This window comes from Geodermatophilus sp. URMC 61, from assembly GCF_052931555.1.
Window position 1 is genome coordinate 1,703,547 of the sequence record NZ_JBRFHZ010000002.1, and the last position, 26,606, is coordinate 1,730,152.

Here is a 26,606-nt window from a genome sequence, read left to right on the forward strand (position 1 = left end):
CTTGCGGCAAGACCCGGGTCGGGCCGCAGAATCGCCCGGTCGAGGCCGCGACCTGCGAGAACGCGAGTCACGACGTGCGGGTGCTCCCGTCGGAGTGTCGGTCCCGCGGGACGTCGGACCACCGGTGGGACGCGCGGTGCGGTTGCGGGCTCGCGCGCGGAGGTGCGGGCGTGCGCGCCGCCGGAGGGCGTGGAGCAGCCGGCCGAGACGCACCTCGTCGAACGGAGGATCCATGATCGACGTGCTCATCGCCGGCGGCGGACCGACCGGCTTGATGCTGGCCGGTGAGTTGCGGCTGCAGGGCGTGCACGCGCTCGTCCTGGAGAGGGACGCGGAGCCCACCGGGTACGTCCGCGCACTCGGCCTGCACGTGCGCAGCATCGAGCTGATGGACCAGCGCGGTCTGCTGGACCGGTTCCTCGCGCACGGCCGGCGGCACCCGGTCGGCGGCTTCTTCGCCGGCATCGACAAGCCAGCGCCCGACCGGCTGGACACGGCGCATCCGTACACCCTGGGCATCCCGCAGACCACCACCGAGCGGCTGCTGGCCGAGCGCGCCACCGAGCTCGGCGCCGAGATCCGGCGCGGCAGCGAACTGGTCGGGCTGGGCCAGGACGAGCACGGGGTGACCGCCGAGCTGGCCGACGGCACGCGGCTGCGCTCGCGCTACCTCGTCGGCTGCGACGGCGGCCGCAGCACGGTGCGCAAGCTGCTCGGCGTCGGCTTCCCCGGTGAGCCCGCCAGGGTCGAGACGCTGCTGGGCGAGATGGAGGTGGCCGTGCCGCCGGAGACGGTGGCCGCGGTGGTGGCCGAGGTCCGGACGACGCAGAAGCGGTTCGGCCTCGGACCCCTCGGGGACGGGGTGTACCGCGTCGTCGTCCCCGCCGAGGGGGTGGCCGAGGACCGCGCGACCCCGCCGACCCTCGAGGAGTTCAGGCACCAGCTGCGGGCGACCGCCGGGACCGACTTCGGGGTGCACTCACCGCGCTGGCTGTCCCGCTTCGGCGACGCCACCCGGCAGGCCGAGCGCTACCGGGTCGGCCGGGTGCTGCTGGCCGGCGACGCGGCGCACGTCCACCCGCCGACCGGCGGGCAGGGACTCAACCTCGGCATCCAGGACGCGGTCAACCTCGGCTGGAAACTGGCCGCCGAGGTCGCCGGCTGGGCACCGGACGGGCTGCTGGACACCTACCAGGCCGAACGGCACCCGGTGGCCGCCGACGTGCTGACCAACACCCGGGCGCAGATGGAGCTGATGTCCACCGAGCCGGGTCCCCAGGCAGTGCGCCGGCTGGTGTCGGAGCTGATGGACTTCGAGGAGGTGAACCGCTACCTGATCGAGAAGATCACCGCGATCGGGGTCCGCTACGACTTCGGCGACGGACACGACCTGCTCGGCCGTCGGATGCGGGACGTGCGGCTGGAGCGGGGGCGCCTCTACGAGCTGATGCGCGGCGGTCGCGGCCTGCTGCTCGACCAGACCGGCAGGCTCTCCGCGGCGGGGTGGGCGGATCGGGTCGACCACGTCGTCGACGCCAGCGGGGAGCTGGACGTGCCCGCCGTGCTGCTGCGGCCGGACGGCCACGTGGCGTGGGTCGGCGAGGACCAGACGGATCTGCTCAGCCAGTTGGCCAGGTGGTTCGGCGCGCCCGTCACCTCCCTCAGGACAGCGGCACCGCGTCCAGGCTGAGGACCACACCGGTCACGAGGACGTCGACCACTCCGCCGCTCCGTCCGGGACGACGTGCACGGCAGCCTCCTCCGCGGATGCCGCTCCCCCGTCGATCCCCTCGTCGAAGGCCTGCAGGTCCGGCTCGGGGTCCGGGGCGGAACCGGTGCCGGCGTCCGTCTCGGACAGCCGGCCGGCCCGCTCGTCGCCGACCTCGTCGTCGCGGAGCTCGCCCTCGCCTCCGGGGAGGTCACCCACGTCATCCGCCACGTCCTCGTCAGCGGCGACGTCGGGTAACTCTCGGGCGAGCCGCCCCTCCAGGCCCTCGCCCTGTTCCTGCTCGAAGGCCGTCGTCCCCCAGTCGTCCACCGCCCACGGGCGGTCCTGCGGGGAGTAGCCCAGTTCCAGGACGTCGTCCGTGCTGACGTCCTCGAGGACGTCCTCCGGTTCCAGACGCAGCGACGCCTCTCCTGCGTCGTCGCCGTGGGCGCGGGAGCCACCGTGGCGCATCGGGTCCTCCTCCCTCGGAGTCGGTGGCACGACAGTCTGACGGACACCGCACCCGCGACGGGGGGCGAGAACCCCGCGCCGTCGCCGGACCTGCCGCCGCGGCCCCCGTCGGGCATAGCGTCGCTCGGTGCTCGATCCCGGGACGCTGCGCCGGCAGGGACTGCGCAACGTCGCCCAGGCCGTCCTCCTGCTCGGCGGGTTGGTCGGAACAGCCGGTGTGCTCGCCTGGGTGCTGTTCGGACCGACGGGCCTGCTGTGGGCCCTCGTCGTCGGTGCCCTGGTCGGCGCACTGCGGCCGAGGGTGCCGACGCGCACCCTGCTGGCGGTGTACGGCGCGGTGCCGGTGGGCCCGGGCACGGCTCCGCGGCTGGTCCGGATGGTGCAGGAACTGTCCGAGCGGGCCGGGCTCGCGAGCACGCCGACCCTCTACTACGTGTCCAGCACGATCCCCAACGCATTCGCGGCCGGGCGCGGGGACGACGCGGCGATCGCGGTCAGCGACGGGCTGCTGCGCATCCTCACCGCCCGCGAGGTGGCCGCCGTCCTGGCGCACGAGGTGAGCCACGTGCGGTCCGGCGACACCGTCGTCATGAGCCTGTCGGACACGGTGGGCCGCTTCGTGCAGGCCCTCTCCTACGTCGGCGTCCTGTCGATCCTCATCACGCTGCCGATGACCCTCGGTGGCGACCCGGAACTGCTGCTGCTCTCCCTGGTCCTGATCGCCCTGCCGACCGTCGTGACCCTGGCGCAACTGGCTCTCTCCCGGACCCGGGAGTACGACGCCGACCTCGAGGGGGCGACGCTGACCGGGGACCCGGAGGCCCTGGCCTCCGCCCTGGAGAGCCTGGAGCGCAGCGCGGGCCGCATCTGGGAGCGGCTGATGGTGCGGCGCGGCCGGGTGCCGGACCCGCTGCTCCTGCGGACCCATCCGTCGACGCCCGAACGCGCCCGGCGCCTGCGGGAACTCGTGCCGCACCAGCCGCAGCGGGTGCTGGGCGACGACGGGCCGGCGCCACCACCGCTGGACGTGCCGACCGTCGTGGGTCCGCCGAGGTTGCGCTTCCCGGGCATCCGGTGGTGAGCAGCCCCTGACCGACGTGCCGAAGAGCGGGGCCACCGCCTCGGCTGGGATCATCAGCGGGGTGTGCACGGTGGTCGTCCGGTGGACCGAGGGCGCGCCCACGGCGGTCCTCGCCCTGCGCGACGAGCTGACCAGCCGCGCGTTCGACGACCCGGGTGCCTGGTGGCCGGAGTTCCCGGACGTCGTCGGCGGCCGGGACCGCACCGCCGGAGGGACGTGGTGCGCCACCCGGGTCGCCACGGGCGTCACCGCACTGGTGCTCAACCGGCCGCACAAGCGCGAGGCCGACCCGGGCGCGCCCAGTCGCGGGGTGCTGCCGCTGCTCGGCGCCCTGCACGAGGAGGAGTGGCGCGGGCACGTCCGGCTCGACGGCATGGCCAGCTTCCTGCTGGTGCTGGCCGCGCCGGACCGCCTCGTCACCTGGGACTTCGACGGGACACAGCTGAGCACCACGCACCACCCCGCCGGCACGTGGATGATCACGTCCGGTGGCCCGGAAGACCGCAAGGCCGACCGCTTCCTCCCCGCCTTCGCCACGTCCGAGTTCCCCGACGGCTGGCGGCGGCTCACGGCGAAGGAACCACCGCAGGACGACCCCGGCGCGCTCGTGGTGCGCCACGAGCAGGACGGTCTGGTCTACGCCACCGTCTTCGGCCAGCTCATCGAGGCCGCGCCCGGACGGCTGCACCTGGAGCACAGCCGCCGGCCCTGGACGGGCGAGCCCTGGCAGGCACTCGACCTGGGCTGACGGTCAGCCGGCCGCCGGACGGCAGGTTCCAGGCCACCCTGCGACGCCGCGGATTGCCTCCGGACCGCTGCGCCGGAGTCTGCTGGGCTCGACGTCCCGGTCACGGCTCGGTCGTGGCCGGCCGCAGCCGCTCGACCGAGCGGGCCACGACCTCGACGAGTCACGGGGCCGCAGAGCGGTCGGGGTCTCGCTCGGGGTCGCAGATGGCGATGCCCCCAGGGCGGGCCATCGACGTGCAGGCACGCCGACCAGCTCCCAGCCGGGGACGGGCTCAGGCCCCACCACGTGCCTGTCCGACCCTGGCGCCCCGCGGACGGGTCCGCCTGCGGTGGGGCTCTCCGTGAGCGACGGTGTGGTGCACGTCCAGGGCGACTCGTCCTCGTCCACTGAACGGGAGTGCATCGTCGAGGGGTCCGCGGGCCTCGACGAGGGGACGACCCCTGACAGGTGACGGGGATCTGATGGCCGGCGCCGGACTCCGCGGAGCGCTGCCGTCCGTCCTGCCGGGGGGCACGGCGCACGGGCGTGGCGGCGCGGGTGGCTCCGTGGCGGGTATCGAGCGCGACCGGGCGGACAGGTCTAGGCGGCCCGGCGCAGACGGTGTCCCATGGCCCCGTGCCCGCCGAACGGGTGGTCGTGGGGAGCGGTCCCGTGGGACCGGAGGACGTGGTGCGCGTCGCCCGCGACGGGTGCGGGGTCCGGCTGGCCGACGAGGCGCTGGCCGAGATCGCCCGCAGCCGGGAGGTGGTCGAGCGGCTCGCCGAGGACGACCGGCCGCACTACGGGGTGTCCACCGGGTTCGGTGCCCTGGCCACCCGGCACATCCCGCCGGAGCGACGGGCACACCTGCAGCGCAGCCTGGTCCGTTCCCACGCCGCCGGATCCGGTCCCGAGGTGGAGCGGGAGGTGGTGCGGGCGCTGATGCTGTTGCGGCTGTCCACACTGGCCACCGGCCGTACCGGCGTGCGGGCAGAGACCGCTCGGGCCTACGCCGCGCTGCTCGACGCCGGCCTCACGCCGCTCGTCCACGAGTACGGCTCGCTGGGGTGCTCGGGCGACCTGGCCCCGCTGTCCGCGGTGGCCCTGGCACTCACGGGTCAGGGCGAGGTGCGGGACGGCGCCGGCGCGCTGCGCCCGGCCGCCGAGGCGTTGCGCACCCACGGCATCGAGCCCGTCGCGCTGACCGAGAAGGAGGGCCTCGCCCTGGTCAACGGCACCGACGGCATGCTGGGCATGCTGGTGCTGGCCCTCGCCGACCTGCGCAGGCTGCTCGCGACGGCCGACGTCGCCGCGGCGATGAGCGTGGAGGCCCTGCTCGGTACGGACGCCGTGTTCGCCGCCGACCTCCATGCCCTGCGCCCGCACCCCGGGCAGGCCGAGTCCGCCGCCAACCTGCGGAGGCTGCTCCACGGCAGCGGGATCATGGCCAGCCACCGGGGCCCCGAGTGCACCCGCGTGCAGGACGCCTACTCGCTGCGCTGCGCGCCGCAGGTGCACGGGGCCGCCCGGGACACCGTTGCCCACGCCGCCGCGGTCGCCGGACGCGAGCTCGCCTCGGCCATCGACAACCCGGTGATCACCCCCGACGGACGGGTGGAGTCCAACGGCAACTTCCACGGCGCCCCGATCGGGTACGTGCTCGACTTCCTCGCGATCGCGGTGGCCGACGTGGCGGGGATGAGCGAACGTCGCACGGACCGGTTCCTCGACCCCGCCCGCAACAACGGACTGCCGCCCTTCCTGGCCCACGACCCCGGGGTCGACTCCGGCCACATGATCGCCCAGTACACCGCGGCCGGGATCGTCGCGGAGCTCAAGCGCCTGGCCGTGCCGGCGAGCGTCGACTCGATCCCCTCCTCGGCCATGCAGGAGGACCACGTCTCCATGGGCTGGGCGGCCGGCCGCAAGCTGCGCCGGGCGGTCGACGGCCTGACCCGGGTCCTCGCCATCGAGGTCCTCACCGCCGCGCGTGCCCTGGACCTGCGCGCACCCCTGGAACCGGCCCGCCCGACCGCCGCCGTGCGGGCCGCCGTCCGCGCGGCGGGCGTCGGCGGCCCCGGACCCGACCGGCACCTGACGCCGGAGATCGAGGCCGTCGTCGACCTGGTGACCGCAGGCAGCCTGCTGACCGCGACCGGCGTCGAGTTGACCTGACCCGCAGCCCGTCGCCGGCCGCCCGGAGCCGGCACCAGCGAGAGGAGCGCCACGATGGAGGGAGCACGACCCGTGCGGGCCCCGCGCGGCACCGCACTGACCGCGCGGAGCTGGCAGACCGAGGCGCCGCTGCGGATGCTGCAGAACAACCTCGACCCGGAGGTCGCCGAGCGGCCCGACGACCTGGTCGTCTACGGCGGGACCGGACGGGCCGCCCGTGACTGGCGCAGCTTCGACGCGATGGTGCGCACCCTCACCACGCTGGCCGACGACGAGACCATGCTGGTCCAGTCCGGGCGGCCGGTCGGTGTGCTGCGCACGCACGAGTGGGCACCCCGGGTGCTGATCGCCAACTCCAACCTGGTCGGCGACTGGGCCACCTGGCCGGAGTTCCGCCGTCTCGAGCGCCTCGGGCTGACCATGTACGGCCAGATGACCGCCGGGTCGTGGATCTACATCGGCACCCAGGGGATCCTCCAGGGCACCTACGAGACCTTCGCCGCCGTGGCGGCCAAACGGTTCGGCGGCTCGCTGGCCGGCACCCTGACACTGACCGGGGGCTGCGGCGGCATGGGCGGCGCCCAGCCCCTGGCCGTGACGCTCAACGGCGGCGCCTGCCTGGTCGTCGACGTCGACGAGACCCGGCTGCGCCGCCGGGTGGAGCACCGCTACCTCGACGAGGTGGCCCCGGACCTCGACGAGGCCGTCCAGCGGTGCCTCGCCGCCAAGCGGGACCGGCGGGCGCGCAGCGTCGGCCTGGTCGGCAACGCCGCCACGGTGTTCCCGGAGCTGCTGCGCCGCGGCGTGGAGGTCGACGTCGTCACCGACCAGACGTCGGCGCACGACCCGCTGAGCTACCTGCCGGAGGGCGTCGACGTCGCCGACTGGCACGACTACGCGGACCGGAAGCCCGAGGAGTTCACCGAGCGTGCCCGCGCCTCGATGGCCCGGCACGTCGAGGCGATGATCGGCTTCCTCGACGCCGGTGCCGAGGTCTTCGACTACGGCAACTCCATCCGCGACGAGGCGCGCAAGGGCGGCTTCGACCGGGCCTTCGCCTTCCCCGGCTTCGTGCCCGCCTACATCCGCCCGCTGTTCTGCGCGGGCAAGGGCCCCTTCCGCTGGGCGGCCCTCTCCGGCGACCCGGCCGACATCGCGGCCACCGACCGCGCCGTCCTGGACCTGTTCCCGGACGACGACCACCTGCAGCGCTGGATCCGGGCGGCGCGGGAGAGGGTCCGGTTCCAGGGACTGCCGGCCCGCATCTGCTGGCTCGGCTACGGCGAGCGCGACGTCGCCGGGCTGCGGTTCAACGAGCTGGTCGCCGCCGGGCGGATCAGCGCGCCGATCGTCATCGGCCGTGACCACCTGGACGCCGGATCGGTCGCCTCCCCCTACCGGGAGACGGAGGCCATGGCGGACGGATCGGACGCCATCGCCGACTGGCCCCTGCTGAACGCGCTGGTCACCACCGCCTCGGGGGCCACGTGGGTGTCGATCCACCACGGCGGCGGCGTCGGGATCGGCCGATCGCTGCACGCGGGGCAGGTCAGCGTGGCCGACGGCACGCCGCTGGCCGCCCGCAAGCTCGAGCGGGTGCTGCGCAACGACCCGGGCACCGGGGTGATCCGGCACGTGGACGCCGGCTACGACCTCGCCGCCCAGGTCGCCGAGGAGCGCGGCGTCCGGATCCCGATGCGGGAGAGCGGGGCGTGAGCGCCTTCGAGCGCATGTGGACCGACCTCGCCGGGGTGGGCCGGGCGGCGTCCGGCGGCTACCGGAGGTTCGCCTGGACCGCGACCGACGCGGTGCTGCGCGAGTGGTTCCGCGGCGAGGCCGGGCGGCGCGGCATGGACGTCCTCCCCGACCGGGCCGGGAACCTCTGGGCCTGGACGGGAGATCCGGACGCCGCTGGGCCCGGCGTCGTCCTGGGCAGCCACCTGGACTCCGTCCCGGACGGCGGGGCGTTCGACGGTCCCCTGGGCGTGGTCTCGGCCTTCGCCGCGCTGGACCTGCTCGCCGACCGCGGGGCCGCGCTGCGCCGTCCGGTCGGGGTCGTCTGCTTCGCCGACGAGGAGGGGGCCCGCTTCGGCGTCGCCTGCGCCGGGTCCCGGCTCCTCACCGGGGCGCTCGACCCCGACCGTGCGCGCTCGCTCCCCGACGACGACGGCAGCACCATGGCCGAGGCGATGTCCGCGGCCGGCCAGGACCCCCGGACCGTCGGGCGGGACGCCGAGGCGCTGCGCCGGATCGGCTGCTTCCTGGAGCTGCACGTCGAGCAGGGTCGCGGGCTCGCCGACGTCCGCGACGGCCGGGGCGCCGCTGTGGGCCTCGCCTCCCGCATCTGGCCGCACGGCCGGTGGCGCCTCGACCTGCGCGGGCGGGCCGACCACGCGGGCACTACCCGGCTCGCCGACCGGGAGGACCCGATGCCGGCGCTGGCGTCCGCGATCCGGGAGGCGCGGGCGGCCGCCGAGCGGCACGGCGCGCTGGCGACCATCGGCAAGCTGCACGTCCGGCCCAACGGGGTCAACGCCATCCCGTCCGCGGTCACGGCCTGGCTCGACGCCCGCGGCCCCGCCGAGACCGGCGTGCGGGACGTGGTCGCCGCGGTCGGTGCCGCAGCGGGCACCGACCCGGTCGAGGAGTCCTGGACGCCGGCCACCGCCTTCGACCCCGCCCTGCGCGACCGGCTGGCCGCCGTCCTCACCGGCCCCGAGGGCCCGCCGCCGGTGCTGTCGACCGGGGCGGGACACGACGCCGGGGTCCTCGCCGCGGCCGGCGTCCTGACGGCCATGGTGTTCGTCCGCAACCCGACCGGGGTGTCCCACTCCCCCGCCGAGCACGCCGACCTCGCCGACTGCCTCGCCGGTGTCACGGCCCTGGCGAGCGCCGTCGAGGCGCTGGCATGACGACCTTCTGGTGCGAGTCCGCCGACCTCGGTGCCGGCCCGGTGCCCGGCGTCCGGATCGCGGTGGACGGCGGCGTGATCGCCGCCGTGGACCGGGCCCCGGCCCCCACCGCCGCTGACTCCCGGCTCGGCGGCGTCGTGCTGCCGGGGCTCGCGAACACCCACTCCCACGCCTTCCACCGGGCGCTGCGCGGCCGCACGCACGACGGGCGCGGCACCTTCTGGACGTGGCGGCGGCGGATGTACGGCCTGGCCGAGCGCCTGGATCCCGACGGCTACCTCGGCCTCGCCCGCGCCGTGTACGCCGAGATGGCGCTCGCCGGCACCACCTGCGTCGGCGAGTTCCACTACCTCCACCACCCGCCCGGCGGCGGGCGCTACGCCGATCCCAACGCCATGGCCGAGGCACTGATCGCCGCGGCGGCCGACGCCGGTGTACGGCTGACCCTCCTCGATGCCTGCTACCTCGCCGGGGGGCTCGAGGGGGCCGGGCACCTGCCGCTGGACGCCGTCCAGGCCCGGTTCTCGGACGGGGACGCCGACGCCTGGGCCCGCCGGGTCGCCGCGCTCCCCGAACGGACCGGCGTGCGGATCGGGAGCGCGGTGCACTCGGTCCGGGCCATGCCCGCCGACCAGCTGCCGGCGGTCGTGGAGGCGAGCGCCGGCCGGCCGCTGCACGTGCACCTGTCCGAGCAGGTGGCGGAGAACGAGGCCTGCCGCGCCCACCACGGCCGGACGCCGACCCGGCTGCTGCACGAGCGAGGAGTGCTCGGACCGTCCACCACCGCCGTCCACGCCACGCACGTCACCGCGGACGACGTCGCGACCCTCGGCGGCAGCGGCACCAGCGTCTGCGCGTGCCCCGGCACCGAGGCGGACCTGGCGGACGGGATCGGCCCCTTCCGCCGGCTGCGCGACGCCGGATCGCCCCTGTGCCTCGGCAGCGACCAGCACGTCACGACCGACCTGCTCGCCGAGGCCCGGCTGCTCGAGGCGCACGAGCGCCTGGTCTCCGGCGAGCGCGGCCGCTTCCGGCCGGCCGAGCTGCTCGAGGCCCTCACGGTCGCCGGCCACCGCGCGCTGGGATGGCCCGACGCCGGCCGGATCGCGCCCGGCTCCCGGGCGGACCTGGTCGCCGTCCGGACCGACAGCCCGCGGACGGCCGGGTGCGCGCCGGACCAGCTGGTGGCCGCCGCCGGGGCGGCCGACGTGCACACCGTCGTCGTCGACGGCCGGGTGGTCGTGGCCGACGGGCACCACGTGCTGGGCGACGTCGGCCGGCTGCTGACCCAGGCGATCGAGCCGCTCTGGGCCGCGGGATGAGCACGCTGGTCACGGGCATCGCCGAGCTGGTGACCAACGACCCCGCCCTCGAGGCGGGCGGGCTGGGGCTGGTCCCCGACGCCGCGGTCGTCGTGGACGGCGGCACCGTCGCCTGGGTCGGCCCGGCGGCACGGGCACCGGCTGCCGACTCCCGGGTCGACGTCGGCGGGCGGGCGGTGCTCCCCGGTTTCGTGGACAGCCACGCCCACCTGGTGTTCGCCGGGGACCGTGCGGCCGAGTTCGAGGCGCGCATGGCGGGGACCCCCTACGACGGCGGTGGCATCGCGTCCACCGTGGCCGCCACCCGTGCCGCGTCCGACGCCGCGCTCCGCTCCCGGCTCGCCGCCCTCCTGGTCGAGATGCGCGCCCAGGGCACGACCACGGTCGAGGTCAAGAGCGGCTACGGGCTCACGGTCGACGACGAGGCGCGCTGCCTCCGGCTGGCCGCCGAGGTCACGCCCGAGGCGACCTTCCTGGGTGCGCACGTGGTGCCGGCCGAGTACGCCGGCCGCCGGGAGGACTACCTCGCCCTGGTGACCGGCCCGATGCTGGCGGCCTGCGCTCCGCACGCCCGGTGGATCGACGTGTTCTGCGAGCCCGCCGCAGCGCACGCCTTCGACGGTGACGAGGCGCGCGCCGTGCTGGAGGCGGGGCGCGCCGCGGGGCTGGGCCTGCGGCTGCACGCCAACCAGCTCTCCGCCGGGCCCGGCGTGCGCCTGGCGGTGGAACTGGGGGCGGCCAGCGCGGACCACTGCACCCACCTGACCGACGCCGACGTCGACGCGCTGGCCGGCGGCACGACCGTCGCGACCCTGCTCCCCGGGGTGGAGTTCTCGACCCGGTCGCCCTATCCGGACGCCCGCCGGCTGCTGTCCGCAGGCGTGCCGGTGGCGCTGGCTACCGACTGCAACCCCGGCAGTTGCTTCACCTCGTCGATGGCGTTCTGCCTGGCCCTCGCCGTCCGCGAGATGCGGATGACGCCGGCCGAGGCGGTGTGGGCGGCGACCGCCGGGGGTGCCGCGGCACTGCGCCGCACCGACGTCGGACACCTGCGTCCGGGGGCCCGCGCGGACCTCGCCGTCCTGGATGCGCCGTCGTACCGGTACCTGGCCTACCGCCCCGGCGTGCCGATCGTGCGGGCGCTGGAGCTGCCGGCCGCCGCCATCGCGGACCCGGCGGCGGGACCGGCGCCCCGCGGGCGCGGCTGACCGGTCGACGGCCGGCTCGTCGCCGTCCGGACCGGCTCCCGAGCAGCCTCGCCCCGGGACGAGCGCATCCCCACCGCCGGCAGGCAGCGCCACCGGCCGGTACCCGGCAATGGCGTTGCTCCCCGGACGCGTGCGTGCCATCGTCGGCGGCGTGCTCATCGCGCTGCGGCAGACGACCACGCCGGAGGACCTCCGGCGTCTCGTGTAGCAAGCGCGCTACCGGTCCCGGGGAGCCAGCCCCGGGCGGCCTGCCGGCGGTCGGTTCCCCCGCGTGAGAGGAACCGCGATGTCGTCCCACCCCTCCGACCACTCCGTTCTCGGGCGTGCGCTGGACTTCTTCGACACCGCCCCCTCGGTGGGCGCCGGGCTCCCGCTGTGGCTGCCTGACGGCGCGGTCGTGCGTGCCGAGCTGGAACGACTCGCCCTGGAACAGGCTCTCGCATCAGGGTGCCGCCGCGTGTACACCCCGGTCCTCGGGAAGCGCGAGTTGTTCGAACGCTCGGGACACTGGGACAAGTTCTCGGCAGACATGTTCCCGGAGATGGAGGTGGGCGGAGAGCGCTTCGTGCTGCGCCCGGCGAACTGCCCCCACCACACCCAGGTCTACGCGGCGCGCCCGCGCAGCTACCGGGACATGCCCGTGCGGCTGGCCGAGATCGGCTCGATGTTCCGCAGCGAACTGTCCGGCGTCCTGGTCGGGCTCAGCCGCGTCCGGCAGATCAACCTCGACGACGCTCACTCGTTCTGCCGTCCCGACCAGGTCACGGACGAGGTCGGCCTCGCTCTGAGCGCGGTCCGGCGCTGCTACGAGGTGCTCGGCATCCCGATCCACCGCTTCCGGCTCTCCGTCCGCGGGCCCCATGGTCGCTACCTCGGTCCGGACGAGCAGTGGCGTACCGCTGAGGACCAACTCCGCTCCGCACTGGACGCCGCCGGCCTCGGCTACGACGTCGCGCCCGGTGAGGCCGCCTTCTACGGTCCGAAGATCGATATCCAGGTGGTCGACCACCGAGGCCGCGAGGAGACCCTCTCCACCGTCCAGGTCGACCACAACCAGCCGGAGCGTTTCGGACTCCACTACATCGGCGAGGACGGCCGGAGGCACCGCCCCGTGATGGTCCACCGGGGGCTGCTGAGCTCGATGGAGCGGATGACGGCCATCCTCCTGGACGGCAGCAACGGTCGGCTCCCCACCTGGCTGTCGCCCGTGCAGGTGTGCGTGCTCCCCGTCCGCGCGGAACGGCACGGAGCCGCCGCCGGCTCGTTGGTGACCCGGCTCAGCGGGGCCGGCGTCCGCGCGGAGCTGTTCGACGACGGACCGCTGTCGGCCCGGATCAAGGAGGCGCACCGACGACGAGCGGCCTACGTCGCAGTGGTCGGCGACGCGGAGGTCGCCGACGACACCGCCACCGTGTCCGCACCCGGTTCGGCGGCTCGGTCCTCCCTGTCGAGATCCGACCTGGTCGAGCGACTGGTCGCGGAGATCGCCGCCCGCCGGCGCGAACGGACCGTCGCGGGTCCCGCCGCCTAGCCAGGTGACCGGTGGTGCTCGACGACCTGCCTCCCGCACGGGACCCGAGCCCCGCGCGGGCAGGCACCCGTCGGCCGAGCGGAACGGACCCGTCGGCGCAGACGGGGCGACTGCCCGGCCGGCTACGGATCCGGCCGATCCACGAGCAGTCGCCGGATCGGACCGAGCACCGTCTCCAGGGGGACCAGGCGCGAGGCCACGTCCCGTACGACGGCGACCGGCCGCGAGGTGCGGAACACCAGCCGGGCCAGGAGGCGCGAGCTCTGCTGCGCCGACTCCACCCGAGGCCGTTGGCACGCCTCGTAGCGACGCAGCAGCTCGGGCACCGAACCGGCTGCACCCCGGTGTAGCAGCCGTCCCAGGACGGCGGCGGACTCCATCGCCATGGCGGCGCCGATGCCGGCGGTCGGGAGGAAACCAGCCGCTGCGTCGCCCACCAGGCCCACCCGACCTGACGACCAGGACCCGGTCCGGACGTCGGTCAGCGGCCAGTAGTGCGTGCTCCTGCCGTCGGCCACCGCCTCGAGGGCGTGGACGATGCGCCGGTCATCTGCCCGGAGCTGCCCGCGCACACGGGCCGCGAACCCGGCTGCGCCCTCTGCCGTCGCTCGGCGGGGACCGCCCACGAAGACACCTACCCTGCCCCTGACCGGATAGGTGCCGACGAAGAAGCCGGGACCCCAGCACTCCTCGTACCGGTCGGGGGCGTCGTCCGACTCCGCCCAGCCGACCCACCCGCCCCAGCCGGTGTCGTAGCCGGTGACCCGTTCCGGGAGCACGACCAGGGACCGGGTGGTCGAGCGCATCCCGTCGGCGGCGATGACCGCGTCGAACTCGGCGGTCCTGCCGTCGGCGAAGACGGCACGGACGGCGTCCGCTGACTGGACGAGCGCGCTGACCGTCGTGCCGTACGTGACCGGTCCCCCGGCGTCGCCCAGGGCGGCCAGCAGCTCGCCGCGCTCGATGCCGCGGTAGTCACCGAACTCGAGCAGGCCCGCCAGCGGGTACTGCCGCAGCGGTCGGCCCGCCTGGTCCCGCAGTGCGTAGTCCCGCACGGGCACGCTGCGCTCCCGGTAGGCCGCCACGACGCCCAGGTGCTCCAGCACCGGGTCGACCAGCGGCACCAGCCCCAACATGTAGCCGAGCCCGGCGTCCGGACGCCGGCGGTCGACCAGGACCGGGGAGGACCCGGCCCGCCGCAGGTACTGCGCGAGCGTCACCCCGGCCACACCGGCGCCGACCACCAGGACGCGCACGGGGTCGTCCCGGACGGCGACGAGCTGGTCGGACAGGGCGACCGGTTCCACCATGGCTGCTGTCTCCGTTCCGGGCTCAGGCGCCGAAGGCGGACGATCCCTGCACCGCGCGATCGAGGAACTGCACCACCTCGACGGGCATCCTCTCGGGCGCCACCAGGCTGCAGGTCGCCGGCGTGCCGATCGCCGGACCGCTGGAAGAGGTGCCCTGAGTCTGCGGCGCTCCCACCTGCACGGCGTCCTCCTGGGGTCCTGGGGCGGGTGGACGGCGGCGACGAAGCGACCAGAACCGACGACGACGGAGCAGCGGCTGCAGCACCACCGAGGGCCGGGCCCGCGATCTCGCTCGAGGCCGGAGGTGGTCGCCACACAGGCTGGACCCACAACGCAGGCGCGACGGCCGGCATCGTCGCCGTTCCTCGGAGGAGCGCCACCATGGCCCCGGTCCGCGTCCGGCCGGCGACACGTCAGTCCGTGACCGCGGCGACCGCCTCGATCTCGACCAACTGGTCCTCGTAGCCGAGGACCGTCACGCCCAGCAGGGTGCTCGGGACCTCGTGCTCACCGAAGGCGTCGCGCACCACCGACCAGGCCGTGACCAGGTCGGCCCGCCTGGTGGACGCGACGAGCACACGGGTGCTGATGACGTCCTGGAGCGACGCTCCTGCAGCGTCCAGGGCGGCCCGCAGGTTCGCCATGCACACGGCAGCCTGGCCGGCATGGTCGCCGACCGCGGCCGTGGTGCCGTCCCGGCGCAGGGGACACGCGCCGGCCAGGAAGACGAGGCGAGCCGCCGCGGGAGCCGTCGCGGCGTAGGCGTACTCGGCGACGCTCGACAGCTCCGGGGCTCGGATCAGGGTCACACAGGTGGGCATCGACGTCTCCGGCGGCACGACGGGGCGATCAGCACCGCAGGATGCCGCAACCGGCCGACGTCGTCACGGCCGACCGGGCGCGGTCCGACGTCCTCGGGCGGTGGTGCCACCTCGGGCTCGGTGCGGCCCTCGATGACGCCGCCGGCCTCTCCCCGAGCCCGCCCACGACCGCCTCGTCCCGTCGACCGGTCGCACCGGCGGGGACGGCCGGGTACCCACCCGCTCGTCCTGCCGGCCCAGCGGCTGGTCGAGCGGCTGCTGGGAGGGGCCGAACACGTCGTCCGCTCGGCGGTCCCCCGAGCCGCGGTGCGGACCCCGCCCGCGCGGAGCGGGCGGCGCACCAGAGCACACACCCGGACGGTGGCCACCGCGAGGCCCCCGATCGCGGCGACGACCAGCAGGATCGCGACGTCGGGCATGGCCAGGGCCAGCTGCCAGGACGTGAACGTCCGACCGATGCCGGCCCGCAGCACCGCCGGGAGGCAGCCGAGCAGCACCGCCGGCAGGAGCGCCGGGACGAACCGCGCGGCGGTCCCCCACCGGCGCCGGCCCCGGCGGGCCGCCCAGGCCGGTCCCCGCACCAGGCCCCGGACCACGGCGACCACCGTGGCGAGCAGGGCTCCGGCCAGCAGACCCGCGGTCAGCGCCGTACTCCGGACGCCGGGTGCCGGTGCGCCGGTGAGCAGGGCCACCAGGCCCCGCTCGACGGCGGCGGTGTCGGCCAGCGCGCTGTTGCCGTCGTAGAGCAGCGCGAAGCCCACGTCGGCGCCCGGCAGCAGCACCTGCTGGGCGGAGAAGGTGGAGAGCACCCCCGTGTGCTCGAGCATCGCCGGGCCGGTGCCGGACGGCCCGCGCACCACCTGCCAGCCCATGGCGTACCCACCGGAGACCCCGTCGGGCGGGGTGTGGCTGAGCCGCAGCAGCGCCGGCGACAGCAGGACCCGGCCGTCCGGGGTGCGTCCGGTCGTCTGGAACCCCAGCCAGCGCGCCATGTCCCCAGCCGTCGTGATCACCCCGCCGGAGCCGGCGAGGAGCCCGTCGAGCTCCTGCCGGGCCACGGGGCAGCCGAACACCAGGACGTGACCGCGGGCCAGGCCGGGCAGGTGCGAGCCGGCCGCGGCCGTGGTGACCGAGACCGTGTCGCTCATGCCGAGCGGCCCGAAGACGCGCGCGTCGAGGTGTGTCCCGAGTGGGACCCCGCTGACGACCTCCACGAGTCGGCCGAGCACCTGGTAGTTCAGGTCCGAGTAGTGGAACCGCGTGCCCGGCTCGCCGCTCAGGCGGGCGGTACGGAGGAGCGCGACGCGGCGCTGGAGGTCGGCGGCCCCGTCGTCGACGATCCCGGGGTAGCCCCCGTCGGTGAGCCCACTGGTCTGGTTGAGCAGGTGGCGGACGGTCACGCGGGCTGCGACCGCCGCCGGCTCCGGGCCGAACTCCGGCAGGTAGGCCTGCACCGGCGAGTCGAGGTCGATGCGCCGGTCCTCCACCAGTTGCAGCACCGCCACCGCGGTGAACGACTTGCTCAGCGAGGCCACCCGGAAGCGGGTGCGCGATGTCACCGCGCCGCCCCGACCGTCGTCCCCGACCCCGGCGACGACAGCGGTCCCGTCGCCCTCGACGACCGCCGCGGCCACGCCCGGCAGGCGGGTGCTCCGCAGGGCGGCCTCGAGGTAGCCGGTCAGCCGCGCCGCATCCACCCCGGGCGGCTGCGCGACGGCGGCGGGACCGGTCACGGTCGTCGCCGCCAACGAGGCGAGCACCGCGCAGACCAGCAGCCAGTGGAACCGGGGCCCCGGGCGGCGGTGCGGTGACGGGCGCGGGGCACCCGGAACGCCCGGGGTCGGTCGTGACCGCGCCGCCGTTCCGGTGCGCCGTCCACCCCGCGCGGAACGGCGACTCCCGGGTCGGCGGAGGCACGTCGTCATGGATGCTCCCTCCGGTCCAGCCTCCCACCGGGAGTGGTCGGGGACTCGGAACCCGACGTGGACCCCGGGAACCCGAGGATCGGGTCACTGCCGCGATGGACGACGCAGGCGGGTTGTCCTCGTCGGCACCGCCGCACCGCCGCACCGCCGCCCCGCCGACGTCCGCGACCGCAGCCTGGCCAGGACTGGCGATCTCACCGGTGTGCGCCGTCCACCCGGTTCCTAGCGTCGACCCGGTCGACACCGTGCTGCCGTACCGGCTACGGCACCGGGAGCCCGCGTGACGAACGTCCGCAGCCCCGCCGTCCCCGCCGTGAACACCTCCTCCCACCTCGAGGGCGGGCTGCGCATCGACTCGCGGACCCGGACGTCGCTGGCGGAGGACTCGACCCACAGGGAGGACCCCGGCCATGACCACCACCGACCGCACCGGGCTCGCCCGGACCACCGCTCTCACCCGGACCGTCCGCGACGTCGTGCTGCTGGTCGCCCGGGTCGGCCTCGGGGTGATCATGATCGGGCACGCCAAGCTCGAGTACGACGTCGGCGGCAGCCTCGCCGGGGTCGGGCGGCTCTTCGCGCAGTCCGGCGTCCCCCTGCCCGCCCTCACCGGCCCGGCCAACGTGCTGTTCGAACTCGTCGGCGGGATCGCCGTGATCCTCGGCGCCGCCGTGCCCGTCGTCGGCGTGCTGATGGCGCTGAACATGGCCGGCGCCTGGGTCTTCGTGCACACCAGCGGCCTGTTCGCCATGGACCGCAACGGCCCCGAGACCGTCATCGCGATCGGCCTGCTCAGCCTCGTCCTCGCCGTCACCGGATCGGGCCGCCTCGGGCTCGACCACCTCGCCGTCCGGCGCCTCCACCGGACGCCGCGCCCGACGACCTGACCACACGGCCCACGCCGCACCGGTCGGCGCGGCCACGACCCCGGAGCCCGCCTGCCCCGGCGGGGCAGGGGGGTCCTTTCCGCGTGGCGGGGCGGGGACGGTGGTCCTCCCTCAGTCCAGGGGGAGGGTGGCCAGCTCCGTCCGGTTGGTGATGCCGAGCTTGGTGAAGACGTTGCGCAGGTGGTAGTCGACGGTGCGGGGGCTGAGGAACAGCTGTGCGGCGACCTCCCGGTTGGGCAGGCCCTGCCGCACCAGCCGGACCACCTGCTGCTCCTGGGTGGTCAGCTCCGCGGGCCGGTGGGGCTGGTCGGGTCGCCGCACGGTCCCGCCCGCGGCGCGCAGCTCCTGCCGGGCGTGCTCCGCCCAGGGCAGCGCACCGAGGTCCTCGAAGGTGCTCAGCGCCGCCGCCAGGTACGGGCGGGCATCGACCAGCCTCCGACGACGGCGCAGGAGACGGCCGTAGGCGAGCTGGGTGCGGGCCCGAGCGGGCAGCCGGAGCGAGCCCTCGTGCGCGGTCAGCGCCGACCGGAACGCCTCCTCGGCCTCCTCGCCGTCGGTCAGCAGCGCGCGTCCGTGCGCGGCGAGCGCCGCCGCCCAGGCGGCACCGGTCCCCTCGGCGAAGGAGGCCAGCTGCGCCACCCACTCCTCGGCGAGGGAGTCCCGGCCGGCCCGCACCGCCGCCTCGACCCGGTCGAGCGCCGCCAGGTGCCCGACCGGCAGTGACCGCAGCTGCTCCAGGGAGTGGAGTGCGACCGTGGGATCGGCGGCGTCGAGCAGGCCACGGGCCCAGCGCGCCAGGTCGGTGACGAGGTCGGTGACGATGCCGAGAGGGTGGCCGCCCACGAGAGCCGTGAACGCGGCCAGGTGCCCGGCGGCCTGATCGGTCTCGCCCCGGAACGCGGCGAGGACCGCCAGCGTGGCGGTGGGCCAGGCGATGAGCGCCGGCTGTCCCACGTTCTCTGCCAGGGTGAGCGCCTCGCCGGCCCCCGCGGCCGCCGCGCTCCAGCGGCCGGTGGCCAGCTCGGCGACGTTCCGGCGGGTCAGGGCGTGCACGACCATGGTGACGGCACCGCTCCGCCGGGCGTGGTCGAGCAGGCGGTCCTGCAGTCGCAGCGCGGCCCCGTCGTCCCCCAGGTACCAGGCCGCGACGCCGAGGTTCATCAGCACGTCCAGGTCGCCGACGGTGTCGAGCCCGTCGGCCAGGTCGACGGCCGCGCGCAGAGCGGCCGTCGACCGCGGCCAGTCGCGGCGTGGCACCGCGGCGAGCCCCCGGACGAGGGCACCCAGGCAGCGGTCCCGGACGGGCGCCTCCGGACCGGCCGGGGGCAGCAGCTCGGTGGGGTCGACGGTGCTGCCCGAGCGGGCTCCCGAGGCGGCCAACGCCGCACCGAGCAGAGCCAGGTCACCGGCCAGCCACCGGTCGTGCGGCGCCACGTCGGCGGCCGCGGCCAGGACCGTACGGTGGGCCTCGTCCGGCGACGCGCCGTGGAACTCGAGGTGGGCCACCAGCCGGCGCAGCCGGGACCGCACCGCCGGCCCGGTGGCCACGGCGAGCCCCGCGTCGGCCAGCGCGCGGGCCCGCACCGGACGGGCGACCAGCCAGGCCGAGTGGGCAGCCAGGAACAGCCGTTCCGCCCGCTCCTCCCCCACCGGGGACAGCTCGGCCGCCCGCTCGTAGGCGGCCGAGGCGACCTCGTGCCCGCCGCGGGCCAGTGCCCGCCCGGCGGCGGCGTCCAGCGCGGCGACGACGTCCGCGTCCGGCTCCTCGACGGAGGCGGCCAGGTGCCACGCCCGGCGGTCGGCCTCTGCGGGATCGTCGAACGCCACGGCCAGCGCACGGTGGGCACGCCGACGTCCGGTGCTGGTCGCCCCGCCGTAGACCGCCGAACGCACCAGTGGGTGTCGCAACTCGAGCGCGGCCTCCCGCACCCGGACCAGGCCGGACCGCTCGGCCGCCTCCAGCCCGTCGTCGCCCACGCCCAGTTCGCGCGCCGCCCGCCGGACCACCGCTGCCCGGCCGGAGTCGTCGGCGGCGGCGACCAGCAGCAGCGTCTGCGCCTCCTCGGGCAGCCGCCGGTAGCGGTCGAGGAAGGCCCGCTCCACGCCCCCGGTGAGGGGCAGCCGCTCGGGCAGCGGGGCGGCGCCGGAGAGCTGCTCGGGGGCCAGTGCCTCGGCGAGCTCGACCAGGGCCAGGGGGTTGGCCCCGGTCCCGGCCAGCAGCGCGTCGCGCACCTCGCTGGGGACGGCGACGCCCGAGCGCTCCCGCAGCAGGGCCCCGGCCGCCTCGGCGTCGATCCCGCCGAGCTCGAGGACCGGCAGGTCGCCGCCGTCGAAGGCGCGCACGTCGCCCGTGCGGGCGGCGAAGAGCACGGCGACCCGTTCGTTCTGCAGCCGTCGGGCGACGAACAGCAGCGCCGTCGCCGACGCGTCGTCCAGCCAGTGCGCGTCGTCGACGACGGCGAGCACCGGCGCCTGCTCGGCAGCCTCGGCGAGCACGCTCAGCGCGGCGAGGTAGACGAGGAACCGGTCGACCTCTCCCTCGGCGAGCTCCCCGAACGCCGTACGGAGCGCGTCCGCCTGCGGGGGCGGCAGCCGCTCGACGCAGGACAGGACCGGGCGCAGCAGCCGCTGCAGGGCGGCGAAGGCCAGCGGCGACTCCGACTCGATGCCCTGGGTGCGCAGCACGGTCGTGCCGGTGGCCCGGGAGACGGCGTCGGTCAGCAGCGCGGACTTCCCCACACCGGGCAGGCCGCGCAGGACCAGCGCACCGCCCCGGCCGGCGGCCGCGTCGTCGAGCACCGCCGCGAGGGCGGCCTGCTCCTCGCCCCTGCCCTGGAGCACTCGGCGAGCCTAGATCCGGACCCGTCCGCGACGGCCCGGGAGACCGGCGGTTTCGCCGATGCCCGCCGCGGTCCGCGGTTCCTACCGTGCCGCACGGACACCGTGCGACCGGAGGAACTGCCGTGCAGATCGCCGTCCTGCTCTTCGACCACCTCACCGCCCTCGACGCCGTCGGGCCGTACGAGGTGCTCAGTCGTGTGCCCGGCGCCACCACCGTCTTCGTGGGCGAGAGCCGCGGCGCGGTGCGCACCGACCTGGGCAGCCTGGGGCTGGTCGGGGACGCCACCCTGTCCGAGGTCCCTGCGCCGGACGTCGTGGTGGTCCCCGGCGGCTGGGGGCAGACCGCGCACATGGCCGACGGCCCGGTTCACGACTGGCTGCGCCAGGCGGACGCCACCAGCACCTGGACGGCGTCCGTGTGCACCGGGTCCCTCATCCTGGCCGCCGCGGGTCTGCTGACCGGCCGCCGGGCCGCCACGCACTGGCTCGCCGCCCGCCAGCTCGCCGACTGGGGGGTGCACCACACCGGCGAGCGGGTCGTCGTCGACGGCAAGTACGTCACCGCCGCGGGGGTCTCCGCGGGCATCGACATGGGCCTCGCGCTCGCCGCCGTGATCGCCGGGGAGGACACGGCCCGGGCCATCCAGCTGGGCATCGAGTACGACCCGCAGCCCCCTTTCGACGCGGGCTCGCCCCGGACCGCCCCGGCTCCGGTGGTGGCACTGGTGCGCGCGATGGAGGGGACGATCCTGCGCGGCGAGACGCAGGCCCCCTCGTCAACGCCATGAGGGCGGCCAACCCCACCGGCCGCCGGTCAGGTCCGGTCGGTGGATGCGACCAGCAGGGCGCCGCGCTCGGTGACCGGCAACGGCGTCCGGACGGCGCGGGCTGCGCGGGCGGCTGCGTCGGACGGCGCCTGCCGGCCGAGCAGGTAGTCCCGGACCGCGGCGGCGTCCGGGAGGGTCAGCAGCGGTGCGTCCCACCGGTGGACCGCCACCCGTCCGAAGGCCTCGCCCAGCACGGCCGGGGCGTCCTCCGCGTCGAACGACGTCGCGGGGCGTCGCCAGAACGGCCAGAGCTCCGGCGAGTCGTCCCGGGCGATGGCCGAGGCGAGCAGCGTCCCGCCGGCGCGCAGGACCCGGCGGGCCTCCCGGACCGCCTGCCCGGGCTCGGGCAGGTGGTACAGCACGTTGAGCGCGGTGACCGCGTCGAAGGAGGCGTCGGGGAACGGCAGGTGCGCGGCGTCCGCCCGGACCACCGGTGGCGGGTGAGCGCGCAGCAGGGCCGCCGCGGTGTCCAACCCGACGACGAGCGGTCCGGGCGACACCGCCGACCGCAGCACGCCGTCAGCGCAGCCGACGTCCAGGACCCGGCGTGCCCCGAGGACCGTCAGCCGAGCGGCGACCTCGGCGTACAGGCTCTCCGAGGAGTGTCTCCGGGTGACGGCCATGCCCAGCCGGTAGCGCTCCGGGGCCGAGTCGTAGTCGGACGTCACGCCCGCCATGCGACGAGCGTGGCACCCGGGCGCCGGGGAGCGCGAGCACCGTCGGCGCTCACCAGCCGCCCGCTCACCGGCCGCCCGCTCCCCGGCCGCAACTCCTCGTGTCCGCCGACGGCAGGGAGGTGACCGCCGTGTCCGATCCGGCGCCGTGGCCCGACGTGCGGCAGTGGCACCGGCCGTTGCTGCTGGTCGCGGCCGTGACCGCGCCGTTCGTCGTGATCTCGCTCGTCGGCACGGTGCTGGACGACCGTGTCCTGGTGGGCGCGCCGATCTGGGCGAAGCCGTTCAAGTTCGCGGTGTCGATCGTGCTGTACGCGGTGACCTGGTCGTGGCTGCTGGCCGGCCTGCGCCGGCACCGGCTCGCCCGGTGGGCGGGGACGGTGATCGCGGTCGCCCTGCTCGTGGAGTACGTGGTCATCGTCGGCCAGGCGGTGCGCGGTCGGCAGAGCCACTTCAACGTCGCCACCCCGCTCGACGCCACGCTGTGGGGGATCATGGGCTCGTCGATCGCGGTGCTGTTCGTGGCCAACGTCGTGGTGGCCGCCGTCCTGGTCCGCCGACGGGTCGGCCCCCGCCCGCTCACCTGGGCGGTGCGTGCCGGTGCCGCGATCTCGCTGTTCGGCATCGGCATCGCGTTCCTCATGACCGGGCCCACCCCCGCCCAGCGGCAGTCCCTGCGCGACGGCACCTTCACCGGCGTCGTCGGCGCGCACAGCGTCGGGGTCACCGACGGCGGCCCGGTGCTGCCGGTGACCGGCTGGAGCACCACCGGCGGCGACCTGCGGATCGCCCACTTCGTCGGCATCCACGCGCTCCAGGCGCTGCCGCTGCTCGCCGTCCTGCTCACCCTGCTGGCCGCCCGACTCCCGCTGCTGCGCGACGAGGACCTCCGCACCCGCCTGGTCCTGGTCGCCGCCGGCGGCTACGCCGGCCTCACCTGCTTGGTCCTGTGGCAGGCGCTGCGCGGACAACCGCTGCTCCGCCCGGACGGGGCCACCCTGGCCGCCGCCGGCGCCCTGATCGCGCTCGTCGCGGCCGGGACGGCGGCGGTGGTCATCGCGGGCCGCCGCGGAGCGCGCCGTCCGTCGACGCCGGGTCCCGCGGCCGGCGGGCGATCCCGATGAGCGCGGCCGTGGCACCGCGGCCCGCCCGCCGCGCCCTCACCGGGGAGCCGGTGGCCTTCGACCTGTCGGACCTGGCCTACCCGCCGACCGTGTCGCCGATCCTGCTGCTCGTCGCCGTCACGCTCTCCGTGGTCAAGCCGTGGGGACCGATCCGCTGGCGGTCGACGACGGGCGGTGGGTGATCACCGAGGAGGTCGGTCGCGGCCCTTGCCGGGACACGCCGCCACGACGATCCGGCGTCAGCGACCTTCGACGACGGGGTGGGGCGGACGGCCGGTCCGCGCCCACACGACGACGTTCTCAGCCGCCTTGCGCCGCAGTTCGGCCTCGGACTCCTCGGAGTACCACGCCACGTGCGGTGAGAGCAGGGCGCGCGGGTGGCCGAGCAGCGCGTGGTCCGCGGGCGGCGGCTCCTCGGGGAGCACGTCGAGGGCGACGCCGGCGAGCCGGCCGTCCTCCAGCGCCGCGAGTACCGCGTCGAGGTCGACGAGCCCTCCGCGAGCGGTGTTGACGAGGTACGACCCGGGGGGCACCCGCGCGAGCAGGTCGGCCCCCACGAGGCCGTGCGACTCGGGGGTCAGGGGCAGGTGCAGCGTGACGGCGGAGCTCCGGGCGAACAGCTCCTCCAGCCCGGCCCGCTCGACGCCGGGGGGCCACGCGGCGTCCGGCAGGTGCGGGTCGTACCCCACACAGGCGCCGAACCAGGGCGCCGCCCGCTCCATCGTCATCCGGCCGATCCGGCCGAGCCCGACCACCCCGAGAGTCAGCCCGCCCGGTCGCCGCAGCTGCCCGCCGAGCCGGTAGTCCCACCGCCCGGCGTGCACCTCCCGGTCGTGTCCGGCCAGGTTGCGCAGCAGCGCCAGCAGCATCGCGACCGCGTGCAGCGCCACCTCGACGGTGCCGTAGTCGGGCACGTTGCACACCCAGACCCCCCGGGCGCGGGCGGCGTCGGTGTCCACGACGTCGACACCCACCCCGTAGCGGCTCACCAACCGCAGCCGGGGCAGGGCCTCCAGCACCTCAGCCGTGATGGGCGCGTACTGGACGATCACGGCGTCGACGTCCTGCGCGGCCGCGATAACGTCGTCCGCGGTCCGGCACCGGGCGGTGAGCAGTTCGTGGCCGGCTGCGGCGAGGACGTCGGCCTCGATGTCGAGGACCCCGTACTCCGCGTCGGTGACGAGCACCCGCATCCCGGCCCTCCTCAGCCGACGGGGACCGCCACGGCACGCTCGGCCGCAGCCGCGGCGTCGAACGACGACGGGACGGGGACCAGCGGCGGGCGCACGGTCCCCATCGGGTGCCCGTGGCGCTGCTCGGCGATGCGCTTGAGCATCCCGGGAGCGACGAACTCCTTGGTCATCGCCCGCACCTGCTGGAGGTGGGCGGACAGCGCCGCGGCCTCCTCCGACCGGCCGCTGCGGACGTGCTCGTAGAGCGCGACGACCTGCTCGGGGACGATGTTGGCCAGCGCCGAGATCGACCCGTGGGCGGTGAGCAGGCGGCCCGGCAGGTCGTCCTCGGTGCCGACGAGCACGCCCTTCCCCGCCGCGTGCACGGCCTCGGCGTAGCCCGCCTCGCCCCCGGAGTCCTTCACCCCCCACACCGGCAGGCTCGTCACGAGCTCCGCGGGCACGGGCACCGCGTACTTGGGGATGTGGTAGACGACGACCGGGTGCCGGGTGGCGGCCAGGACGCGCTCGTAGAAGACCCGCAGGCCGTCGGTGGGCACCGGCCGGAAGTAGTAGGGCGGCAGCACCATGACCGCCCGCACCGGCAGGTCCTGCAGCTCGGCCAGGAGGTCGAGGGTGTCGGGCAGGTTCCCCTCGGCGACCGTCGGGACGACGTGCATGCTCCCCACCGCCGGCAGGAGCGCCTCGAGCACGGCCCGCTTCTCCCACGTCGAGACCGAGGGGCCCTCGCCGTTCGTGCCGAACGGGATGACGCCGGCGACGCCCTGCTCGGCGAGCCACCCGACGTGGGCGACGTAGGAGTCGACGTCGATGCTGAAGCGCTCGTCGTCGCGGAAGGGCGTCACGTTGGCGACGTAGACACCCTCGAGGACGGCGGCGGGATCGTCCGGCTGCATCGTCATCTCCCCAGGTCGACGGTCCGCTCCAGGAACGCGGTCAGTTCACGGCGACTCGGCAGGCCCTCGTAGTCGCCCGGGTTCTGCACGCAGAGGGCGCCCATGGCGTTGGCCGTCCGCAGCCGATCCGCCGGGTCGAGTCCCCACAGGGTGGCGGCGAGGTAGCCGGCGGCGAACGCGTCCCCCGCCCCGATCGGGTCGAGCTGGCGAGCCGGGAAGCCCGGGGAGGACAGCCGCTCGCCGTCCACCACCGCTGCACAGCCGCGTGCGCCGAGCTTCAGCACGACGTCACCGGTCCCGGCGTCGGCGAGGCGCTCCAGGCAGGTCTCGTCGTCCCAGCCCCAGAGGGCACGGGCCTCCTCGTCCCCGACGAGCAGGACGTCGACGTGCGGCAGCAGGGCCTCGCTGGCGGCGCGGGCGGCCGCCGGCTCCCACAGCCGGCTGCGGTAGTTGACGTCGTAGCTCACCCGTACGCCCGCCTCGCGGGCCGTCCGCGCCGCCCACGTCAGGAACTCGGCGGACTCCGGCGACAGCGCCCCGGTGATCCCCGTGAGGTGCAGGAAGGCGGCGCCCTCGAGGACCGCAGGGTCGAACGCGCCGGGCGCCAGCGTCGAGGCCGCCGACCCGCGGCGGTAGTAGTACACCCGCAGCGCGCCGGCGACCTCCTCCCGCAGGTAGAGCCCGGTCGGCCGGTCCGGCACCCGGCGCACGGCGCTGGTGTCCACGCCCTCGGCGCGCACCCGGTGCAGCACCAGCTCGCCGAGCTCGTCCTCGCCCAGGGCGCTCACCCAGCTGGCCGCGACGCCGAGGCGCGACAGCCCGATGGCCACGTTGCTCTCCGCGCCGCCGATCGACAGGGTCACGGCACCGGCGTGCCGCAGTCGGCCGGGGGCCGTGGGGACGACGAGCACCATCGTCTCCCCCGCGGTGACCACCCGCGGGACGGCGTCCGCGCCCTGCGCCGACATCTCCC

23 protein-coding genes are annotated in these 26,606 nt (G+C 75.8%); 13 read left to right on the forward strand and 10 right to left on the reverse strand.

The genetic code is table 11. From position 1 onward, the window contains the following. Nucleotides 1–232 precede the first annotated feature (232 nt). Entirely contained in the window at nt 233–1,690 is a 1,458-nt protein-coding gene (gene rox, locus ACU610_RS07875; protein WP_446767146.1) for a rifampin monooxygenase, read from the forward strand. A 12-nt stretch (nt 1,691–1,702) separates the two neighbouring features. On the opposite strand, the gene ACU610_RS07880 is transcribed toward rox, so the two are convergent. Further along, nucleotides 1,703–2,179, reverse strand: a complete 477-nt coding sequence (locus ACU610_RS07880) for a DUF5709 domain-containing protein (RefSeq protein ID WP_446767147.1) — start codon at nt 2,177–2,179, stop codon at nt 1,703–1,705. Nucleotides 2,180–2,306: 127 nt separating this feature from the next. Between ACU610_RS07880 and ACU610_RS07885 the strand changes: the two genes are divergently transcribed. The 8 genes from ACU610_RS07885 (at nt 2,307) to thrS (ending at nt 13,135) form a co-directional block, all read left to right on the forward strand. Next, nucleotides 2,307–3,260: a zinc metalloprotease HtpX gene (locus ACU610_RS07885; protein WP_446767148.1), complete on the forward strand. Its 954-nt coding sequence runs from the start codon at nt 2,307–2,309 to the stop codon at nt 3,258–3,260. A gap of 16 nt (nt 3,261–3,276) precedes the next feature. After that, on the forward strand, nt 3,277–4,008 hold the full coding sequence (locus ACU610_RS07890; protein ID WP_446767149.1) for an NRDE family protein: 732 nt from the start codon (nt 3,277–3,279) through the stop codon (nt 4,006–4,008). A gap of 636 nt (nt 4,009–4,644) precedes the next feature. Beyond that, a complete protein-coding gene (gene hutH / locus ACU610_RS07895; protein WP_446770706.1) occupies nt 4,645–6,162 on the forward strand; it encodes a histidine ammonia-lyase in 1,518 nt (505 codons plus the stop codon). A 54-nt stretch (nt 6,163–6,216) separates the two neighbouring features. After that, the gene (gene hutU / locus ACU610_RS07900; RefSeq protein WP_446767150.1) at nt 6,217–7,878 is read left to right on the forward strand and encodes a urocanate hydratase; all 1,662 of its coding nucleotides are present in this window, start codon (nt 6,217–6,219) and stop codon (nt 7,876–7,878) included. Further along, nucleotides 7,875–9,074, forward strand: coding sequence for an allantoate amidohydrolase (locus tag ACU610_RS07905; protein ID WP_446767151.1), 1,200 nt, complete (start codon nt 7,875–7,877; stop codon nt 9,072–9,074). The genes hutU and ACU610_RS07905 overlap by 4 nt, the downstream gene beginning before the upstream one ends. Continuing rightward, on the forward strand, nt 9,071–10,396 hold the full coding sequence (locus ACU610_RS07910) for a formimidoylglutamate deiminase (RefSeq protein WP_446767152.1): 1,326 nt from the start codon (nt 9,071–9,073) through the stop codon (nt 10,394–10,396). The genes ACU610_RS07905 and ACU610_RS07910 overlap by 4 nt, the downstream gene beginning before the upstream one ends. Then, complete coding sequence (hutI, locus tag ACU610_RS07915) at nt 10,393–11,604, forward strand: imidazolonepropionase (protein WP_446767153.1); 1,212 nt, start codon at nt 10,393–10,395, stop codon at nt 11,602–11,604. The genes ACU610_RS07910 and hutI overlap by 4 nt, the downstream gene beginning before the upstream one ends. Nucleotides 11,605–11,890: 286 nt before the next feature. After that, entirely contained in the window at nt 11,891–13,135 is a 1,245-nt protein-coding gene (gene thrS, locus ACU610_RS07920) for a threonine--tRNA ligase (protein ID WP_446767154.1), read from the forward strand. 122 nt (nt 13,136–13,257) lie between these two features. Here the strand turns inward: thrS and ACU610_RS07925 are convergent, their stop codons facing one another. The 4 genes from ACU610_RS07925 to ACU610_RS07940 all read right to left on the reverse strand — a co-directional run bounded on the left by ACU610_RS07925 (nt 13,258) and on the right by ACU610_RS07940 (nt 17,026). Next, nucleotides 13,258–14,445 carry an FAD-dependent oxidoreductase gene (locus ACU610_RS07925; protein WP_446767155.1) on the reverse strand — a complete coding sequence of 396 codons (1,188 nt, stop codon included), beginning with the start codon at nt 14,443–14,445 and terminating at the stop codon, nt 13,258–13,260. A gap of 22 nt (nt 14,446–14,467) precedes the next feature. Beyond that, complete coding sequence (locus ACU610_RS07930) at nt 14,468–14,626, reverse strand: hypothetical protein (protein ID WP_446767156.1); 159 nt, start codon at nt 14,624–14,626, stop codon at nt 14,468–14,470. A 232-nt stretch (nt 14,627–14,858) separates the two neighbouring features. Continuing rightward, nucleotides 14,859–15,254, reverse strand: a complete 396-nt coding sequence (locus ACU610_RS07935) for a RidA family protein (RefSeq protein WP_446767157.1) — start codon at nt 15,252–15,254, stop codon at nt 14,859–14,861. Continuing rightward, nucleotides 15,251–17,026, reverse strand: a complete 1,776-nt coding sequence (locus ACU610_RS07940) for a serine hydrolase domain-containing protein (RefSeq protein ID WP_446767158.1) — start codon at nt 17,024–17,026, stop codon at nt 15,251–15,253. Before ACU610_RS07940 ends, ACU610_RS07935 begins: the two co-directional genes overlap by 4 nt. Before the next feature lie 575 nt (nt 17,027–17,601). On the opposite strand from ACU610_RS07940, the gene ACU610_RS07945 reads away from it, so the two are divergent. Then, the gene (locus ACU610_RS07945; RefSeq protein WP_446767159.1) at nt 17,602–18,078 is read left to right on the forward strand and encodes a DoxX family protein; all 477 of its coding nucleotides are present in this window, start codon (nt 17,602–17,604) and stop codon (nt 18,076–18,078) included. A gap of 111 nt (nt 18,079–18,189) precedes the next feature. Here the strand turns inward: ACU610_RS07945 and ACU610_RS07950 are convergent, their stop codons facing one another. Further along, nucleotides 18,190–20,919 (reverse strand): ATP-binding protein, encoded by a 2,730-nt coding sequence (locus ACU610_RS07950; protein ID WP_446767160.1) that lies wholly within the window; start codon nt 20,917–20,919, stop codon nt 18,190–18,192. Between the two features lie 122 nt (nt 20,920–21,041). Between ACU610_RS07950 and ACU610_RS07955 the strand changes: the two genes are divergently transcribed. After that, a complete protein-coding gene (locus ACU610_RS07955; protein WP_446767161.1) occupies nt 21,042–21,707 on the forward strand; it encodes a DJ-1/PfpI family protein in 666 nt (221 codons plus the stop codon). A gap of 26 nt (nt 21,708–21,733) precedes the next feature. On the opposite strand, the gene ACU610_RS07960 is transcribed toward ACU610_RS07955, so the two are convergent. Then, nucleotides 21,734–22,423, reverse strand: a complete 690-nt coding sequence (locus ACU610_RS07960; protein WP_446767162.1) for a class I SAM-dependent methyltransferase — start codon at nt 22,421–22,423, stop codon at nt 21,734–21,736. 128 nt (nt 22,424–22,551) lie between these two features. Here ACU610_RS07960 and ACU610_RS07965 point away from each other — a divergent pair, with 128 nt between their 5' ends. Both ACU610_RS07965 and ACU610_RS07970 read left to right on the forward strand, forming a co-directional pair. Then, nucleotides 22,552–23,544 carry a hypothetical protein gene (locus ACU610_RS07965; RefSeq protein WP_446767163.1) on the forward strand — a complete coding sequence of 331 codons (993 nt, stop codon included), beginning with the start codon at nt 22,552–22,554 and terminating at the stop codon, nt 23,542–23,544. Between the two features lie 8 nt (nt 23,545–23,552). After that, nucleotides 23,553–23,726 carry a hypothetical protein gene (locus ACU610_RS07970; RefSeq protein ID WP_446767164.1) on the forward strand — a complete coding sequence of 58 codons (174 nt, stop codon included), beginning with the start codon at nt 23,553–23,555 and terminating at the stop codon, nt 23,724–23,726. Between the two features lie 57 nt (nt 23,727–23,783). On the opposite strand, the gene ACU610_RS07975 is transcribed toward ACU610_RS07970, so the two are convergent. The 3 genes from ACU610_RS07975 to ACU610_RS07985 are packed head-to-tail and all read right to left on the reverse strand — an operon-like array spanning nt 23,784 to nt 26,601. Continuing rightward, nucleotides 23,784–24,737 (reverse strand): C-terminal binding protein, encoded by a 954-nt coding sequence (locus ACU610_RS07975; protein ID WP_446767165.1) that lies wholly within the window; start codon nt 24,735–24,737, stop codon nt 23,784–23,786. Nucleotides 24,738–24,748: 11 nt separating this feature from the next. After that, nucleotides 24,749–25,633 (reverse strand): dihydrodipicolinate synthase family protein, encoded by an 885-nt coding sequence (locus ACU610_RS07980; RefSeq protein ID WP_446767166.1) that lies wholly within the window; start codon nt 25,631–25,633, stop codon nt 24,749–24,751. Between the two features lie 2 nt (nt 25,634–25,635). Then, on the reverse strand, nt 25,636–26,601 hold the full coding sequence (locus tag ACU610_RS07985; protein ID WP_446767167.1) for a sugar kinase: 966 nt from the start codon (nt 26,599–26,601) through the stop codon (nt 25,636–25,638). Between the last annotated feature and the right edge of the window lie 5 nt (nt 26,602–26,606).

Bases quoted from the DNA above. Each gene is read 5' to 3' on its own strand.
- ACU610_RS07925 (WP_446767155.1), bottom strand. From the start codon at position 14,445: ATGGTGGAACCGGTCGCCCTGTCCGACCAGCTCGTCGCCGTCCGGGAC.
- ACU610_RS07960 (WP_446767162.1), bottom strand. From the start codon at position 22,423: ATGGCGGGCGTGACGTCCGACTACGACTCGGCCCCGGAGCGCTACCGG.
- ACU610_RS07880 (WP_446767147.1), bottom strand. From the start codon at position 2,179: ATGCGCCACGGTGGCTCCCGCGCCCACGGCGACGACGCAGGAGAGGCG.
- rox (WP_446767146.1), top strand. From the start codon at position 233: ATGATCGACGTGCTCATCGCCGGCGGCGGACCGACCGGCTTGATGCTG.
- ACU610_RS07975 (WP_446767165.1), bottom strand. From the start codon at position 24,737: ATGCGGGTGCTCGTCACCGACGCGGAGTACGGGGTCCTCGACATCGAG.
- hutU (WP_446767150.1), top strand. From the start codon at position 6,217: ATGGAGGGAGCACGACCCGTGCGGGCCCCGCGCGGCACCGCACTGACC.
- hutI (WP_446767153.1), top strand. From the start codon at position 10,393: ATGAGCACGCTGGTCACGGGCATCGCCGAGCTGGTGACCAACGACCCC.
- ACU610_RS07910 (WP_446767152.1), top strand. From the start codon at position 9,071: ATGACGACCTTCTGGTGCGAGTCCGCCGACCTCGGTGCCGGCCCGGTG.
- ACU610_RS07980 (WP_446767166.1), bottom strand. From the start codon at position 25,633: ATGCAGCCGGACGATCCCGCCGCCGTCCTCGAGGGTGTCTACGTCGCC.
- thrS (WP_446767154.1), top strand. From the start codon at position 11,891: ATGTCGTCCCACCCCTCCGACCACTCCGTTCTCGGGCGTGCGCTGGAC.
- ACU610_RS07985 (WP_446767167.1), bottom strand. From the start codon at position 26,601: ATGTCGGCGCAGGGCGCGGACGCCGTCCCGCGGGTGGTCACCGCGGGG.
- ACU610_RS07945 (WP_446767159.1), top strand. From the start codon at position 17,602: ATGACCACCACCGACCGCACCGGGCTCGCCCGGACCACCGCTCTCACC.